We start from the raw sequence: 14,852 nt of genomic DNA, 5'->3' as shown, positions 1-14,852 counted from the left end.
TACCTGCCAAAACGCGCTGCTAAGCTGCGATGGCAATAAAGCGCAGCTAACAATCAGAATTGGCTAAAATTTGCAACTCACATCACTGCCCATTTGTGCAAGGCTCGTGTTATTCTAATTCCCGAATCGCCAATCCCGCTTTCGCTACGCGAAGCCCAAGAGTAATGAATAAGTAGGTTGATACCCCATGGTTCTTTTTTCTGCGTCAGCCATGTTTTTTTACTGTATCGCCCTGGTACTGGTCACCAGTCGCCTGTTCCATGCAGACGGCCCCAACCGCCGCGCGGTTGCCGCTGTGGCCTCGATTGCGGTGGTTCTTCACGCCGCCGCGCTGCAACAAGCCATCTTTACCGATGATGGTCAGAACTTCAGCCTCACCAATGTGATCTCCTTGGTGAACTGGATTATTGCCTTCACCTTCAGTGTGCTGATTTTCCGTCTCAAAGTAATAGTAGTGGTGCCGGTGGTGTATGCCTGCTCGGTGTTGTCGGTGGCGCTGCTGTGGCTGGTACCGCCCAAGTACATCACCCATTTTGAGCACAACCCCGAGGTACTGGCGCACGTGGTGCTTTCGCTGATGGCCTACAGCGCGCTGATGATCGCCGCGCTCTATGCAATTCAGCTGGCGATGATCCAGAAAAAGCTCAAGCAGAAGCAGTTTATGTTGAGCCCGGCGATGCCGCCGCTGATGACAGTGGAAAAGCAGCTGTATCATCTGGTGATTATTGGGGTGATTTTGCTCAGTCTGGGGCTTGCCACCGGCTTTATCTTCCTCGATGACATGTTTGCCGAGGGCAAGGGCCACAAGGCTATTCTGTCGATAATCGCCTGGTTTGTGTACATCATTATGCTGTGGCAGCAGTACTCGGTAGGTTGCCGCATTCGCACCGCCATCGCCTACACTCTGACAGGGGCAACCCTGCTCTCACTCGCCTACTTTGGTGCCCGTATCGTCAAGGAACTCATCCTGCACTGATACTGAAGGCGGGGGCTTCAGGCCCCCGCTTCTCTTGACACCCCTTGAAAATGCCAGTATTTACTAACTTCGCCCGGCATTAATGGAGCCCCTGCTTGGAATCGATATCGACCGGAACACTTCTGCTGTCCCTGTTAGTGTTAATACTGATCTCTGCCTACTTCTCAGGCTCAGAAACCGCGATGATGTCCTTAAACCGCTACCGCTTGCGCCATCTGGCAAGCAGCGGCCACAAGGCAGCCAAAAGGGCCTCCAAGCTGCTAGACCGTCCAGACCGTTTGATTGGTCTTATCCTGATTGGCAATAATCTGGTAAACATTCTGGCATCGGCCATTGCCACCATTATCGGCATCCGTATTTGGGGCGATGTGGGTGTGGCAATTGCCACCGGCGTGCTGACCGTAGTGGTATTGGTGTTTGCCGAAGTGACGCCCAAAACCGTCGCCGCGTTGCATCCTGAACGTATCGCATACCCGTCAAGTTTGCTGCTGAAGTGGCTTTTGGTGATACTGCAGCCGCTCGTGAAAGTGATGAACATCATTACTTCCGGCATTCTGAGGCTGATTGGTATTCGCAATGTGGCAACCAACGATGCCCTGAGTCAGGAAGAGCTGCGCACAGTAGTGCACGAGGCCGGCGCCCTTATACCCCAGCGCCACCAGGACATGCTGCTGTCGATTCTGGATTTGGAGAAGGTGACGGTGGAAGACATCATGATCCCCCGCGCCGAAATCTACGCCATTAACGTCAATGACGATTTCAAAGTGATTAACCGCCAGGTGGTTACCAGCCCGCACACCAGGGTGCTGGTTTATCGCGATACCATCGACGATGCGGTCGGCTTTATCCACCTGCGTGACGCCCTGAGACTGCAATCCAAAGAGCAGTTCAGCAAGTCCACCCTGCTGCGGGCGGTAAAAGAGCTGTACTTTATTCCAGAAGGCACCCCACTGAACGTACAGCTGGCCAACTTCCAGCAAAATAAAGAGCGCATTGGTCTGGTGGTGGATGAATACGGTGATATTCAGGGTCTGGTTACCCTGGAAGACATTCTTGAAGAGATTGTCGGCGACTTCACCACTTCCATGGTACCCACCGCCAGTGACGAGATTTTCCAGCAGGAAGACGGCAGTTTGCTGATTGATGCCGGTATCAACATCCGTGAATTGAATAAAGAGATGAAGTGGGACTTGCCCACCGATGGCCCTAAAACCCTCAATGGGCTTATTCTCGAATACCTGGAAGAAATCCCCTCACCCAACACCAGTATGCGCCTTGAAGGCTACCCGATCGAAGTGATTGAGGTGGCGGAGAATATGGTCAAAACGGTGCGGGTGATGCCGGACCTCTACCAAGCACCGATAGCAGCAAAAAAGACGCCTTGAGCGTCTTTTTTCTTATTTCTTATCCAACCACTTTCCAGACTGGTTTTCCAATCAGGCCCGCAAATTTAGCCGCCTTTTCTGGCCGCTTCCAACGCCCTGCGCGCTTCAATGGCTTTTGGGGTGATTTCCTTATCAAGCGCTTTTTCAAGCCCCATGGCAAAGTAAAGCTCGGCCATCAAAAAGAAAGGGCCTATCAGCAGCTGGGTTAAATCATCAATAAAGGCCGGTTTGGCTTTCTCGTATTGATGACCAATAAGCTGAAACACCCAGCCAATCACAAACACCGCCGCCGCAATCCAGCCCGCGTGAGGTATTGCCGCCATCTTATCTGAGGTATAAAGCACCGGCAGGATAAAAATCAGCATACCGACTGCGAGGCGCAGATGCAGCTTAAGGTAGTAAGCAAGCACTATCAGGGTAAAGACCATAGCGGCGCTGGCCTCACCAAAGCTGCCAAGCTCAAAGCGGATCAGCCCAAGCCAGACAAAGGCCGACCAGACGATAAGCGGAATGCCAACAAAGTGGGTTTTGATGTTGGTCGGGTTCAAATGCACACTCTTGTAGCGTGCAAGCTGCTCGACAGCGGTCTTCATAATACTCTCCTTGGCATGGGTTCTTATTGTGGTTTTACTGCCTGATGGGCCGACTTTGCCCGCACCAAATGGTACGAGTGTACCAGTAGAGCAAAGAAAGCAGTCATTGACAAGCCACCTTTCACCAGCCACAAAAAAGGGAGCCAGGCTCCCTTAATCTCATGCACTCAACAGAGTATGGCGGTTGCCACCGCATAATGCCGCTCATCGGCGATGGACAGGCGTATTTGACTGCCACCAAGCTGCTGCATCCGCTCCAGCGCCCCGTCGGTGAGGCGCACACATGGCGCGCCAAAGTCGTCGCTGTAGGTCTCGATATGTTGAAACGATACGCCGCGGCCGATACCCGTTCCCAGGGCTTTGGCCACTGCTTCTTTAGCGGCAAAGCGTTTGGCCAGATACAGCTCCCGCTGACCGCTGGCAACAAAGATAGCCAGCTCAGACTCGGTCAGTACCCGCCGCGCAAGGCGATCGCCGCCGCGCTCAAGCTGACTGCGAATGCGCTCAATCTCAACAATATCCGTTCCCAGCCCCAGCACTGACATTACTCGCCCCGGCGACCTTCGAGCATCAGTTGCTTCATATCACGAACAGCTTTCTCAAGACCGTCAATGGCAGCTCGGGCCACAATCGCATGGCCGATATTGAGCTCATACAACTCGGGGATGGCAGCGATAGGCTTCACGTTGTGGTAGTGCAAGCCGTGGCCGGCATTCACGGTAATACCAAGGCCGTGGGCGTATTTGGCCATAGAGGCGATACGCTCAAGCTCGGCTTCGGCGTCTGCCTCGGTGTGGGCATCGGCGTAGCGGCCAGTGTGAATTTCGATATAAGGCGCACCCACTTCATGGGCGGCATCAATTTGGGTCTTGTCGGCATCGATAAACAGCGACACCAGAATACCCTGGGCTGCCAGACGCTCAACTGCGGCGCGGATTTTATCCTTCTGCCCTGCCACATCCAAACCGCCTTCGGTGGTCAGCTCTTCGCGTTTTTCAGGCACCAAACACACATAAGTGGGTTTTACCTCACAGGCGATATTGAGCATCTCTTCGGTCACGGCGCACTCAAAGTTCATCCGGGTTTTGAGGGTTTTGGCCAGCAGGTAAACATCGCGGTCGATGATGTGGCGTCTGTCTTCACGCAGGTGAATTGTGATGCCATCGGCACCGGCATGCTCGGCCACGGCAGCGGCGTGCACAGGATCCGGATAATTGGTGCCACGGGCCTGACGCAGGGTGGCGATATGGTCGATGTTCACGCCCAGAAGAATGCGGCTCATCGGGTACTCCTTCACTTTTGTGTTAGCGGTTTTGGCTGGCATTGTACTAAATACGCCCCCGCACTTGATATAGCCAAGGGCGCAATTTGCCATCAGCCTCAATGAGAGTTATGCGGATAAAGGTGTGCCGTGGAGCCAGAAGGATTATTCCGGGCGGGCACGGCTGGCAAAAAGCTGGCGACTGACCAGGGGTTTTTCACCAACAAAGGGCGCAAGCAGGCTGCGAAGAAGCTGCTTGGCGGCGGCAAAGTCCTCACTTTCCAGGGTTTGATTGGCGAGCGCCAGCAGTGTCCGGCCGGGAATGGCGTTGGCCTGCAATGAGGTCACCAGACCGCCTTCGTTGCCGGGGCGATAACCGAGTCCCGCTTCAATGGCGTCGCCGCTGGCATCGAGGATAAGCGACGGACAGGCCCCAAGCTCCGTGAGTAGCTTCAGCTCAAAATAGCGCAGCTGCGGCTGACTGAAGTTTCTCGCCATGGCCATCAGAGTCTGGTGATAGTCGAAAAACAGCCCTTCTGCGCCGTGGCTGTGGCTTAGACAGCGCATCAACAGCTCGTTGAGGTACATGGCAGCGTAGAGGGCATCGCCCTGCAGTGGAATGGCTGGTGCGTAGGCTTCGGGCTGGCTCAGGGTTTTAAGCTCGCCCTTACCCGAGAGTGAAAACAGCAGTGGCTGAAAGGGTTGCAGCAGCGCCCGACTGGAGCGCTTGCCGCTGCCGAGCCTCGCCACCGCATCGACCCGGCCTGCGCCATCCACCAACAGGTTTACTATGGCGCTGTTTTCCCGATATGGGCGCGAATGCAGCAGGTAACCCCTTTCCATCGCGGCCCCGGGATTAATCTTCGCCGTAACCCAGGCTGCGCAGCGCCCGTTCGTCGTCGGCCCAGCCGGATTTCACCTTCACCCACACTTCGAGGAACACCTTGTTATCGAACAGGCGTTCCATATCTTTGCGGGCCTCGGTGGCTATGGTGCGAATGCGCTCGCCTTTCTTGCCAATCACCATGCGCTTCTGGCCGTCACGTTCAACCAACACCAGGGCGTTGATTTGATAAACGCCGTTTTCCATCATCTTGAACTGCTCGATTTCCACAGTGGCATCGTAAGGCAGTTCGTCGCCGAGGAAGCGCATCAGCTTTTCACGGACGATCTCAGAGGCCATAAAACGCTGGCTGCGATCTGTCACATAATCTTCAGGGAAGAAGAATACTGACTCAGGCAGCGACTCACGGGCGAGTTCCAGCAAACGCTCAACGTTGGTACCCTGCTTGGCGCTGATGGGCAAAATCTCGTCAAACTCGTATTTCTTTGATACTTCAATCAGATAAGGGAAAAGCTCGCCTTTCTCCTTAATGCCATCCACCTTGTTGATGGCCAGCACTGTCTTGCGGTGTTCGCCGCCACGGCGCAGCTTATTCAGCACCATTTCATCGTCGGCGGTCCAGGTCATGCCGTCCACCACGAAAATCACCATGGACACATCGGCCAGCGAGCTGGCTGCCGCACGGTTCATCAGGCGGTTGATGGCGCGCTTTTCTTCGATGTGCAGGCCGGGTGTGTCGATAAACACAATCTGGTTCGGCCCTTCAGTATGGATACCCATAATGCGGTGACGGGTGGTCTGCGGCTTACGGGAAGTGATACTGATCTTTTGATTCAATAACTTATTGAGCAAGGTCGATTTGCCCACATTGGGGCGCCCCACGATGGCGACCATACCGCAGTAGGTAACATCGTAATGCTCTTCGGGCTGATTCTGGCTGTTCATGCGTGCCAGCAGATCGTCCAAACTGGGTTCAGACTCGGGCACACCTGACTCGGGTTTCTTGCTCATTATTTCAATAATTCCAACACTTGAGCCGCAGCCATCTGTTCGGCTTTGCGGCGAGAACTGCCTACGCCCACCACGGGCTCGGCAATATCGATAACACGACATTCAACGGTAAAGGTTTGGTCGTGTGCCTCGCCTTCCACCAGGGTAACCTGGTATTCGGGCAAAGGCTTCTTAACGCCCTGCAGATATTCCTGCAGCAGGGTCTTGGCATCCTTTTGGCCAACGCCGGGTTTAATCTCGGCGAGGCGCTGCTGATACCACTTCAGCAGCAAAGCACGGCAGGTTTCAAGGTCGGCATCCAGATAGATGGCACCAATGATGGCCTCTACCGCATCGGCGAGAATGGACTCGCGGCGAAATCCGCCGCTCTTGAGCTCACCCGGGCCGAGATTCAGGTAATCACCCAGTTTGAATTCCTTGGCAATAATCGCCAGGGTGTCGCCGCGCACAAGCGTGGCTCGCATACGGCTCAGATCGCCTTCGGTGGCCTTGGGAAACTGATGGAAGAGCGCATCCGAAATCACGATGGAGAGAATGGAATCACCCAAAAACTCCAGCCGCTCATTATGCTGATTCGAGGCGCTTCTGTGGGTCAGCGCCTGCTCCAGCAGTTTGACATCGGCAAACTCGTAGCCCAGGGTACGGCACAGTCTGGGCAAATTTTTGATGGGCTCCATACTCACTGGATACCACCTACGCGGTTAAAGCGCACGCCGGAGGGCACCCAGGTCGGCAGGGTATCAGACGGATGACGTTCGAACTCGAAGCTTATCCAAATGGCTACGGCCTTACCCACCAGATTTTCTTCAGGCACAAAGCCCCAGAAACGGCTGTCGGTACTGTTGTCGCGGTTATCACCCATCACGAAGTACTGGCCTTCTGGCACCACAAACTCACCAGCAGGCAGGTTGCCTTTGCGGTAAAACATGCCACGCATATCGGGGCGGGCCGGGTTAATCAGAATATTGTGCTCAACTTTGCCCAGGGTTTCTTTGAACTGCTTGAGGCGCACCCCATCCTGCATAAACTCACTGTCGCCATCGGCGACGCGGGTGACCTTGGCAGGCACGCTGTCGCACACCTCACCTTCAATGCAGGCACGCTGAATGTAGAGCTCTTTATTTTGATAAAACACGCGGTCTCCCGGCAGGCCCACCACACGCTTAATATAGTCCTTAACCGGGTCTTCTGGGTACTTGAACACTATGATATCGCCGCGCTCAGGGCTGCCGGTTTCAATCACCTTGTTACGCCACATTGGCTCGCGAATGCCGTAGCTGAACTTCTCCACCAGAATAAAATCGCCCACCAGCAAGGTTGGCATCATGGAGCCAGACGGGATCTGAAATGGCTCATACAGGAAAGAGCGCAGCACCAGCACAAAGGCAATCACAGGGAAAACCGAATGGGCCGTCTCAACAATGTAAGGCTCTTTGGTGATGGCCTCAGTGGCCTCCTCGGTGAGCGAGGCATTAGACGACTGAGCGAGTGCCAGCGCAGCCTTGCGCTTGGGGGCCTGGAACAGGACGTCGAACAACCAAATCAAGCCTGAAACCAGGGTGATTATCACCAGAATTTGAGAAAAATACGCAGCCATTAACGGGGTTACTCCTTGGCGTTAAAAGTGATTGGCTTAACTCTCCAACAGGGCGTTATCGCCTGTGATGAAGAGCCAGTCGCTTTGGTGAGCATACCCACTGAACTTTCAATTCCTGTGCCGGGATTTGCTAACCAAAGCGCCGCAAACTGCGGCGCCTTATCGATGTTTTACTAAGCAGGGCTTAGGGGTGCAAGCAAAAGAATGTGATCAATCGTTAAGCTTGAGCACTGCGAGGAAGGCTTCCTGCGGCACTTCCACGTTGCCCAGCTGCTTCATCCGCTTCTTACCTTCTTTCTGCTTCTGCAGCAGTTTCTTCTTACGTGACACGTCACCGCCGTAACACTTGGCGGTTACGTCTTTACGCAGCGCCTTCACGGTAGAACGGGCTACCACCTGGTTACCCACAGCGGCCTGAATCGCGATATCGAACATCTGCCTTGGGATCAGCTCTTTCATCTTCTCCACCAGGGCAATACCCTTGTGGCGGATGTTGGAGCGGTGGATGATCATCGCCAGCGCGTCAACACGATCGCCATTGATCAGCACGTCCAGACGCACCATGTCAGCAGGCTCGAAGCGAATGAAGTTATATTCCAGCGAAGCATAACCGCGGCTGGTTGACTTCAGACGGTCGAAGAAGTCCATCACCACTTCGGCGGCAGGAATATCGTAAGTCAGTGCCACCTGATTGCCGTGGTACACCATGTTCTTCTGAACACCGCGCTTCTCCACACACAGGGTGATAACGTTACCCAGATATTCTTTGGGCACCAGAATGTTGGCCTGAACGATAGGCTCACGCATCTCTTCGATGTGGTTAATGGCCGGCAGATCTGACGGATTATCCACGTACACGGTTTCGCCGTTGGTCAGTACCACTTCGTATTCCACGGTTGGGGCCGTGGTGATGAGGTCCAGATCGTATTCACGCTCCAGACGCTCCTGGATGATTTCCATGTGCAGCAGACCCAGGTAACCGATACGGAAACCAAAGCCCAGCGCAGAAGAAGTCTCTGGCTCAAACTGCAATGAGGCATCGTTGAGGCTGAGTTTGTTCAGCGCGTCACGGAAGCTTTCATAGTCGTCAGTAGAGATGGTAAACACACCGGCATACACCTGAGGCTTCGCTTTCTTAAAGCCCGGCAGCGGCTTGTCAGCGCCGTGCTTGGCCAGGGTCAGGGTGTCACCCACGGGGGCGCCGTGAATTTCCTTGATGCCGGCGATAACATAGCCTACCTGACCGGTTTTCAGCTCAGCCTGGTCTTTCATCTTCGGGGTGAAGATACCAACGCGATCGGCGTTGTAAGTCTGGCCGGTGCTCATTACCTTGAACTTGTCGCCCTTCTTGAGCACGCCATTCTTGATACGCACCAGCGACACTACGCCGAGGTAGCTGTCGAACCAGGAGTCGATAATAAGAGCCTGCAGCGGCCCTTCCTGCTCGCCTTCCGGCGGCGGGATCTGCGCCACTATGGTTTCAAGCACATCTTCGATACCTACACCGGTTTTGGCGGAGCAGCGCACCGCATCCTGGGCTTCGATACCAACGATGTCTTCAATCTCAGCGGCAACACGCTCAGGCTCGGCCTGCGGCAGGTCGATTTTGTTCAGTACCGGCACCACTTCCAGATCCATTTCCAGCGCGGTGTAACAGTTGGCCAGGGTCTGTGCTTCTACGCCCTGACCGGCATCCACCACCAGCAGTGCGCCTTCACAGGCAGCCAGAGAACGGGATACTTCATAGGAGAAGTCCACGTGGCCAGGGGTATCAATAAAGTTCAGCTGATAGGTCTCACCATTTTTAGCGGTGTAGTCCAGAGTCACACTCTGGGCTTTAATAGTAATGCCGCGCTCACGCTCAAGATCCATGGAATCAAGGACCTGTTCGGCCATCTCACGGTCCGTCAGACCACCACAAACCTGAATAAGACGGTCAGACAGGGTGGACTTGCCGTGGTCGATATGGGCAATGATGGAGAAGTTTCTAATGTGTTTCATTCTTCGGTAATGACCAAACTAAAAATGGAAGACAAAATCAAAGGTGCGAAATTGTACCCGATTACGGGGGCAATACCAATCTGATCCGCAGGAAAGTCAGACTGCTTTGGTCAGGCAAGTAGGTTCCACAGCTTTGCCCAGACGGGCGAGGATGACAGGTTGTGTTTGACGCTCAAGATTTTTGGCAAGCCGCTTGCCCCAAAGCCAGGCAAGAATGGCGCCAAGCAGTGAAAACACCACACTGGCGGTTTCACTGCCAAAGCTTAAGGCTGAGCCAGCCAACTTGCCGCCAAAGGCTCCCAACAGCAAACCGGCCAGTGGCAGCAAGTACACCAAGGCCGCAGCTTTCAGCAGGCTGGATTCCGGCAGGCCGAGGCGAATAAGCTCACCTTCTTCGAAGGCTTCGGCGCTTTTGATGGCAAACTGCTGGGTTTTACCGGCAAAGGCACTGGCAATAGCGCCAGTGCCACAGTTTTCGCTGGCTGCGCAGTTGCCACAGGCGGTTTTGACTTCCACCTCGACCCTGACCCAACCTGAATTTTCGACCCGAATGACCCGGGCCAGTTCTTCCATCATGAGGGGTTATCCAGCGCCAGACTGCGAATAATACGGCTTAGGGTCGCCATCGGCACCCGGCCCACAGCAACCACTTCGGCGTTGCCCACTTTTTCAGTCACCAGCCCCAGACCGTTACGGGTCATGAGCTCATCGGGCATGGGGATTTGCCCCGCGCGGCCCACGTACACTGAAATGTTGGCCACACCGTCAGTAAGTGCCACATATTCAACCGGCTCCTGAGAGCCCATCAGACGGTGATGATCCCGCGCAACAATGCGGAATCCTTCCGGCAGCCAGGAGAAAGTCCAGTTCTGGCCATCGTGGCGGTCCAGCTGGCTTATTACCGGCGGCCAGTCCTGCTTGGCGGCTTCCACCAGCAGCGGCGCGGGTTCTTCAAGTACTATCAGTTCCACCACCATGATTTGCTCAAGCAGCTCTTTCTCTTCAGTGAGCAGCTCGTAGCGCAGTGGCAGGAAGGTTTCCATATCGACCCAAACCTGCAGCGGGTAGCGGTGCGGATCGTTGGGAATAAACCGGATCAGCTGCCCCGGACGCCCGGCAATACGACTGCGGCCACCAAGCACAAACTGATAGCCAGCCTCAATGTCGGCAATGTTCCCGGCAAACACAGCAGGCCACAACCCCTGAATACGATCGGCATTGACGCTGAAGGCGGGCTGATCGTGCTCAATAAAGGTAACTGTATGGCCGATACGGACCGCATTTTTAATAGGGCCATTCAAGTGTTCAAGAAAGGCAACTTCCTCATCGGCAACCTTGCCATGCAGGTACACCAAAGGGCGGATATGATCGGCCTGCAAATGAATGACCGACATCTTGAATTGTTCTTGATTGAGCGCCCGGCTCATAGATTCGAGCCAGGCTTTGGCGGAGAGGTCCTCGGCCGCAGCCGGCAGGACTAAGGCCACGAGGGCCAGGAGAATGGATCGCAAGCTAACTCCTTCAGCGATTAACTGGAACTGGGGTCACCTCGCTATTGTCGTCCACAACCACACCGCTGTTCAATCTCTGCTGCAACATATGATCCTGCAAATAGGCATTAATGCGACGACGCTGCTCGAGAACCTGATCGTTACTGAAGCCCTGGTTCTGGTTCACCACAGGACCGGTTTGCAGGCTAACTGGCGTGGCAGAGCCCACCAGCGGACGGGTGTTGAAGACCGGCATTGGCTGAGTTTCGTCGGCAGCCTGATAATTTTGCACCCCAACCACGGCCATCAGCGCCACAGCAGCGGCAATGCCGTACTGACCAATCTGACGCATAAATGGCACCACAGTGGCTTTCCTGGGCTGGGCATCTTCAATGGTTTCAGTTTGTGGAGCCAGAATAGTTGGTTCATCTTCCAGCGCCGCAGCGATACGGGAAGACAAATCAAGATGCAGGCTTTCAGGCATATCACCGCGCATGGCATCGCCAATCAGATGATAACGCTGCCACTGGGCGCGAGAATCTGTATCTGCGGCAAGTTCAGCCAGGGTTTGGCGATCAGTTTCGCCATCAACACTTGCAGATACCCATTCCTGTCCAATCTTTTCCATTACTCATGTCTCTCTAAAGGGTGTAAAACATGGCTGATGGAGCCTGGGCTCCTCAGGATTCCAGCAGTGGCTGCAGCTTCCTGTCTATCACTTCCCTTGCCCGGAAAATCCGCGAACGCACGGTGCCCACAGGGCATTCCATCACGTTAGCGATATCCTCGTAGCTCATACCATCAAGCTCACGCAGGGAAATGGCCATCTTCAACTCCTCGGGCAACTCTTCCAACGTCTCAAACACCACGCGTTTGATTTCGTCGGACAACATCAGTCGCTCCGGTGAGGCAAACTCTTTTAATGCATCGCTGCCGTCATAATATTCGGCTTCCTCGGCATCTACATCGTTGGCAGGCGCACGGCGCCCCTGAGATACCAAATAATTTTTCGCCGTATTGACCGCGATGCGGTACAGCCAGGTATAAAACGCACTCTCTCCACGGAAGTTGGCCAGTGCCCGGTAAGCTTTGATAAAGGCTTCCTGCGCGACATCGGCCACATCGGCCTGATTACGCACATACCTTGATATCAGGTTTATCACCCGGCTCTGGTATCGCAATACCAGCAGATTAAAGGCGTTTTTATCTCCCCGCTGAACCAGCTCTACGAGCTCTTGATCGCTTTTTTGTCCACTCATCCGAGCCGACTTCTCCCAAATCTAAAACACTGATTTTTCAGTCGCTCGAATCATAACTACCTATGTAGACCAGCGTATCTTGAAAAAGTTCTGCGATTTTTATTAAAAAATCCCCGACAGGGGCAAGTACCCTAAAGACCCAACATTGTTTATCATAGCGGGACATTTGAATCCGTCATGATACCCGATGAAACAAGCAGTTGAACACCAGTCAGACATTCTGGTTATTGGCAGCGGCGCCGCTGGCTTGACCTTGGCTCTCCATCTTGCTGAAAAAGCAAGGGTTATTTTGATTTCGAAAGGTCCGCTCAGCGAAGGCTCCACCTACTATGCCCAGGGCGGTATCGCATCGGTATTCGATGAGGATGACACAATTGAGTCCCACGTGGCCGACACCCTGGTCGCCGGGGCTGGCATTTGCGATGAAGGGGTTGTGACCTACACCGCAGAAAATGCCAAAGCCGCCATGCAGTGGCTGATTGAATGTGGCGTGCCCTTCGATAAAGAAGAGAACATCACCAACGAAGCCCAGCCATATCACCTTACCCGTGAAGGCGGCCACAGCCACAGACGGATTCTGCACGCCGCCGATGCCACCGGCAAAGCGGTGCAAACCACACTGCAGGAACTGGCAGCGTCGCACCCCAATATTCAGGTGCTGGAGCGTTACAACGCCATCGACCTGATTACCACCCGCAAGCTGGGCCGTACCGGCAACCGGGTGCTGGGCGCCTACGTCTGGAACCGCAGTCTCGAGCAGGTTGAAACCGTAAAAGCCCGCTTTGTGGCGCTCGCCACCGGCGGCAGCTCCAAGGTGTACCAGTACACCTCCAACCCGGATGTGGCCAGCGGTGATGGTATTGCCATGGCCTGGCGTGCGGGCTGCCGGGTAGCCAACATGGAATTTAATCAGTTCCACCCCACCTGCCTGTTCCATGCCGAAGCACGTAACTTTTTGCTGACCGAAGCCCTGCGCGGTGAAGGCGCTTTCCTGCGTCGCCCCGACGGCAGCCGCTTTATGCCTGACTTTGACGAGCGCGCTGAACTCGCTCCCCGCGACATTGTTGCCCGCGCCATCGACTATGAAATGAAGCGCCTGGGTGTCGACTGCATGTATCTCGACATCAGCCACAAGCCAGCCGACTTCATCATCAAGCACTTCCCCACGATTCACAGCCGCTGCCTGGAATTGGGGCTGGACATCACCAAAGAGCCTATTCCAATTGTGCCGGCCGCCCACTACACCTGCGGTGGGGTGATGACTGATCTGCACGGCCAGACTGATCTCAACGGTCTGTATGCGATTGGGGAAGTGGCTTACACCGGCCTGCACGGCGCTAACCGTCTGGCCAGTAACTCGCTGCTGGAATGCCTGGTGTTTGCCCGCGCTGCCGCCATGGATATCGAAAGCCTGATCGGGAAAATTCCTATGCCGGGCCCCTTGCCTGCCTGGGATGAAAGCCGGGTGAGCAACTCAGATGAAGAAGTGGTTATCGCCCACAACTGGCACGAACTGCGTCTGTTTATGTGGGACTATGTGGGCATTGTACGCACCGACAAGCGCCTGGAGCGGGCACTTAGACGGGTAACCATGTTGCAGCAGGAAATTCAGGAGTACTACTCCAACTTCCGCGTCAGCAATAACCTGCTTGAGCTGCGTAATCTGGTGCAGGTAGCGGAACTCATCATCCGCTGCGCCATGGCCCGCAAAGAGAGCCGCGGCCTGCACTGCAACCTCGACCACCCCGATAAGCTTGAGCACTCAGGCCCGACTATTCTAAGCCCCGAGCGCTGATGAGTAAGCGGCACAGGTCGCGATAGTCGCCATCGGCGAGCATATCGGCAAACACCCATTCAAGACGGCGCACGCCGTCTTGATTTTTTAGCATAATCAAACACACAAAAGGCGTTACCCACTGGTGGCTTAAGCTGTGTTTGCCACGCTCATCTTCAAGGCAGCCCAGAGCATCCACACTGAATTGCCACTGCCAGCGTTTAAGGCTCAGCAACTGATACAAAAAATAGAAGCAGATAAGGCCGAGAGCGCCAAACTGTAACAAGCGAAATGGAAAGGATAAATCGGCAGGCCAGGCAAGCAGGCTGGTGAGGAAAAGCGCCCACAGGATCAGCAGGCTGAAGTACTGATCCCGCGAGGCCTTAAGCGAAAATCTATGGCGCCTCGCGTCCACGAACCGTAACCACCATGGCGGCAAGCTCGGGATCCTGGCAAATTTCATGGCCCATAAACCAGGCGAACAGCTCAGGGTCTTCACACTCAAGCAAACGCACGAATGTCGCTTTGTCGGCGTCGCTCAAGGCTTGGTAGTGCTTTTCAACAAAGGGCTGAAACAACACGTCCAGCTCCAACATACCGCGGCGACAGGCCCAGCGAACCCTGGCGATACTCATAACTTCAGTCACTTGATGCGTCCTTA

The 14,852-nt window shown here is 54.7% G+C and carries 17 protein-coding genes; 3 read left to right on the top strand and 14 right to left on the bottom strand.

Annotated elements, in window-relative coordinates; translation table 11 throughout:
• Window positions 1-187 precede the first annotated feature (187 nt).
• Complete coding sequence (locus MJ923_RS03025; RefSeq protein ID WP_240589848.1) at window positions 188-976, top strand: cytochrome C assembly family protein; 789 nt, start codon at window positions 188-190, stop codon at window positions 974-976.
• A 95-nt stretch (window positions 977-1,071) separates the two neighbouring features.
• Window positions 1,072-2,361: an HlyC/CorC family transporter gene (locus tag MJ923_RS03020; protein WP_126166020.1), complete on the top strand. Its 1,290-nt coding sequence runs from the start codon at window positions 1,072-1,074 to the stop codon at window positions 2,359-2,361.
• A 65-nt stretch (window positions 2,362-2,426) separates the two neighbouring features.
• On the opposite strand, the gene MJ923_RS03015 is transcribed toward MJ923_RS03020, so the two are convergent.
• From MJ923_RS03015 to rpoE, 12 genes are all read right to left on the bottom strand, one after another.
• Entirely contained in the window at window positions 2,427-2,954 is a 528-nt protein-coding gene (locus tag MJ923_RS03015) for an Mpo1 family 2-hydroxy fatty acid dioxygenase (RefSeq protein ID WP_240589847.1), read from the bottom strand.
• Window positions 2,955-3,121: 167 nt separating this feature from the next.
• Window positions 3,122-3,499, bottom strand: a complete 378-nt coding sequence (gene acpS, locus MJ923_RS03010; protein ID WP_126166018.1) for a holo-ACP synthase — start codon at window positions 3,497-3,499, stop codon at window positions 3,122-3,124.
• Window positions 3,499-4,236: a pyridoxine 5'-phosphate synthase gene (pdxJ, locus tag MJ923_RS03005; protein WP_240589846.1), complete on the bottom strand. Its 738-nt coding sequence runs from the start codon at window positions 4,234-4,236 to the stop codon at window positions 3,499-3,501. The genes acpS and pdxJ overlap by 1 nt, the downstream gene beginning before the upstream one ends.
• Window positions 4,237-4,380: 144 nt before the next feature.
• Window positions 4,381-5,058: a DNA repair protein RecO gene (gene recO, locus MJ923_RS03000; protein WP_240589845.1), complete on the bottom strand. Its 678-nt coding sequence runs from the start codon at window positions 5,056-5,058 to the stop codon at window positions 4,381-4,383.
• A gap of 13 nt (window positions 5,059-5,071) precedes the next feature.
• The gene (gene era, locus MJ923_RS02995) at window positions 5,072-6,070 is read right to left on the bottom strand and encodes a GTPase Era (RefSeq protein ID WP_240589844.1); all 999 of its coding nucleotides are present in this window, start codon (window positions 6,068-6,070) and stop codon (window positions 5,072-5,074) included.
• Entirely contained in the window at window positions 6,070-6,747 is a 678-nt protein-coding gene (rnc, locus tag MJ923_RS02990; RefSeq protein WP_240589843.1) for a ribonuclease III, read from the bottom strand. Before rnc ends, era begins: the two co-directional genes overlap by 1 nt.
• A 2-nt stretch (window positions 6,748-6,749) precedes the next feature.
• Window positions 6,750-7,667, bottom strand: a complete 918-nt coding sequence (gene lepB / locus MJ923_RS02985; RefSeq protein ID WP_240589842.1) for a signal peptidase I — start codon at window positions 7,665-7,667, stop codon at window positions 6,750-6,752.
• A 210-nt stretch (window positions 7,668-7,877) separates the two neighbouring features.
• On the bottom strand, window positions 7,878-9,668 hold the full coding sequence (gene lepA, locus MJ923_RS02980; RefSeq protein ID WP_126166012.1) for a translation elongation factor 4: 1,791 nt from the start codon (window positions 9,666-9,668) through the stop codon (window positions 7,878-7,880).
• A gap of 96 nt (window positions 9,669-9,764) precedes the next feature.
• On the bottom strand, window positions 9,765-10,244 hold the full coding sequence (locus MJ923_RS02975) for a SoxR reducing system RseC family protein (RefSeq protein ID WP_240589841.1): 480 nt from the start codon (window positions 10,242-10,244) through the stop codon (window positions 9,765-9,767).
• Window positions 10,241-11,179, bottom strand: a complete 939-nt coding sequence (locus MJ923_RS02970) for a MucB/RseB C-terminal domain-containing protein (RefSeq protein WP_126166010.1) — start codon at window positions 11,177-11,179, stop codon at window positions 10,241-10,243. Before MJ923_RS02970 ends, MJ923_RS02975 begins: the two co-directional genes overlap by 4 nt.
• A gap of 10 nt (window positions 11,180-11,189) precedes the next feature.
• A complete protein-coding gene (locus tag MJ923_RS02965) occupies window positions 11,190-11,786 on the bottom strand; it encodes an RseA family anti-sigma factor (RefSeq protein ID WP_240589840.1) in 597 nt (198 codons plus the stop codon).
• A gap of 52 nt (window positions 11,787-11,838) precedes the next feature.
• Window positions 11,839-12,417, bottom strand: coding sequence for an RNA polymerase sigma factor RpoE (gene rpoE, locus MJ923_RS02960; RefSeq protein ID WP_126166008.1), 579 nt, complete (start codon window positions 12,415-12,417; stop codon window positions 11,839-11,841).
• A 187-nt stretch (window positions 12,418-12,604) separates the two neighbouring features.
• On the opposite strand from rpoE, the gene nadB reads away from it, so the two are divergent.
• Entirely contained in the window at window positions 12,605-14,212 is a 1,608-nt protein-coding gene (gene nadB, locus MJ923_RS02955; protein ID WP_240589839.1) for an L-aspartate oxidase, read from the top strand.
• Here nadB and MJ923_RS02950 read toward each other — a convergent pair.
• A complete protein-coding gene (locus MJ923_RS02950) occupies window positions 14,190-14,606 on the bottom strand; it encodes a protein YgfX (RefSeq protein ID WP_240589838.1) in 417 nt (138 codons plus the stop codon). The two genes, nadB and MJ923_RS02950, sit on opposite strands and share 23 nt — an antisense overlap.
• Window positions 14,587-14,826, bottom strand: coding sequence for an FAD assembly factor SdhE (locus MJ923_RS02945; protein WP_240590240.1), 240 nt, complete (start codon window positions 14,824-14,826; stop codon window positions 14,587-14,589). The genes MJ923_RS02950 and MJ923_RS02945 overlap by 20 nt, the downstream gene beginning before the upstream one ends.
• Between the last annotated feature and the right edge of the window lie 26 nt (window positions 14,827-14,852).

The sequence above is a fragment of the Shewanella zhuhaiensis genome, from assembly GCF_022484835.1.
Taxonomy (GTDB): domain Bacteria; phylum Pseudomonadota; class Gammaproteobacteria; order Enterobacterales; family Shewanellaceae; genus Shewanella; species Shewanella khirikhana.
The sequence above is the reverse complement of the archived record's forward strand: the minus strand, read 5'-3'. Positions and strand labels throughout refer to the sequence as shown.

What these genes read in the sequence shown, in the direction of transcription:
- MJ923_RS03015 (WP_240589847.1), bottom strand. Translation starts at nt 2,954, where the DNA reads ATGAAGACCGCTGTCGAGCAGCTTGCACGCTACAAGAGTGTGCATTTG.
- MJ923_RS02975 (WP_240589841.1), bottom strand. Translation starts at nt 10,244, where the DNA reads ATGATGGAAGAACTGGCCCGGGTCATTCGGGTCGAAAATTCAGGTTGG.
- era (WP_240589844.1), bottom strand. Translation starts at nt 6,070, where the DNA reads ATGAGCAAGAAACCCGAGTCAGGTGTGCCCGAGTCTGAACCCAGTTTG.
- rpoE (WP_126166008.1), bottom strand. Translation starts at nt 12,417, where the DNA reads ATGAGTGGACAAAAAAGCGATCAAGAGCTCGTAGAGCTGGTTCAGCGG.
- pdxJ (WP_240589846.1), bottom strand. Translation starts at nt 4,236, where the DNA reads ATGAGCCGCATTCTTCTGGGCGTGAACATCGACCATATCGCCACCCTG.
- acpS (WP_126166018.1), bottom strand. Translation starts at nt 3,499, where the DNA reads ATGTCAGTGCTGGGGCTGGGAACGGATATTGTTGAGATTGAGCGCATT.
- lepA (WP_126166012.1), bottom strand. Translation starts at nt 9,668, where the DNA reads ATGAAACACATTAGAAACTTCTCCATCATTGCCCATATCGACCACGGC.
- MJ923_RS02945 (WP_240590240.1), bottom strand. Translation starts at nt 14,826, where the DNA reads ATGAGTATCGCCAGGGTTCGCTGGGCCTGTCGCCGCGGTATGTTGGAG.
- MJ923_RS03025 (WP_240589848.1), top strand. Translation starts at nt 188, where the DNA reads ATGGTTCTTTTTTCTGCGTCAGCCATGTTTTTTTACTGTATCGCCCTG.
- MJ923_RS02965 (WP_240589840.1), bottom strand. Translation starts at nt 11,786, where the DNA reads ATGGAAAAGATTGGACAGGAATGGGTATCTGCAAGTGTTGATGGCGAA.
- nadB (WP_240589839.1), top strand. Translation starts at nt 12,605, where the DNA reads ATGAAACAAGCAGTTGAACACCAGTCAGACATTCTGGTTATTGGCAGC.
- recO (WP_240589845.1), bottom strand. Translation starts at nt 5,058, where the DNA reads ATGGAAAGGGGTTACCTGCTGCATTCGCGCCCATATCGGGAAAACAGC.
- rnc (WP_240589843.1), bottom strand. Translation starts at nt 6,747, where the DNA reads ATGGAGCCCATCAAAAATTTGCCCAGACTGTGCCGTACCCTGGGCTAC.
- lepB (WP_240589842.1), bottom strand. Translation starts at nt 7,667, where the DNA reads ATGGCTGCGTATTTTTCTCAAATTCTGGTGATAATCACCCTGGTTTCA.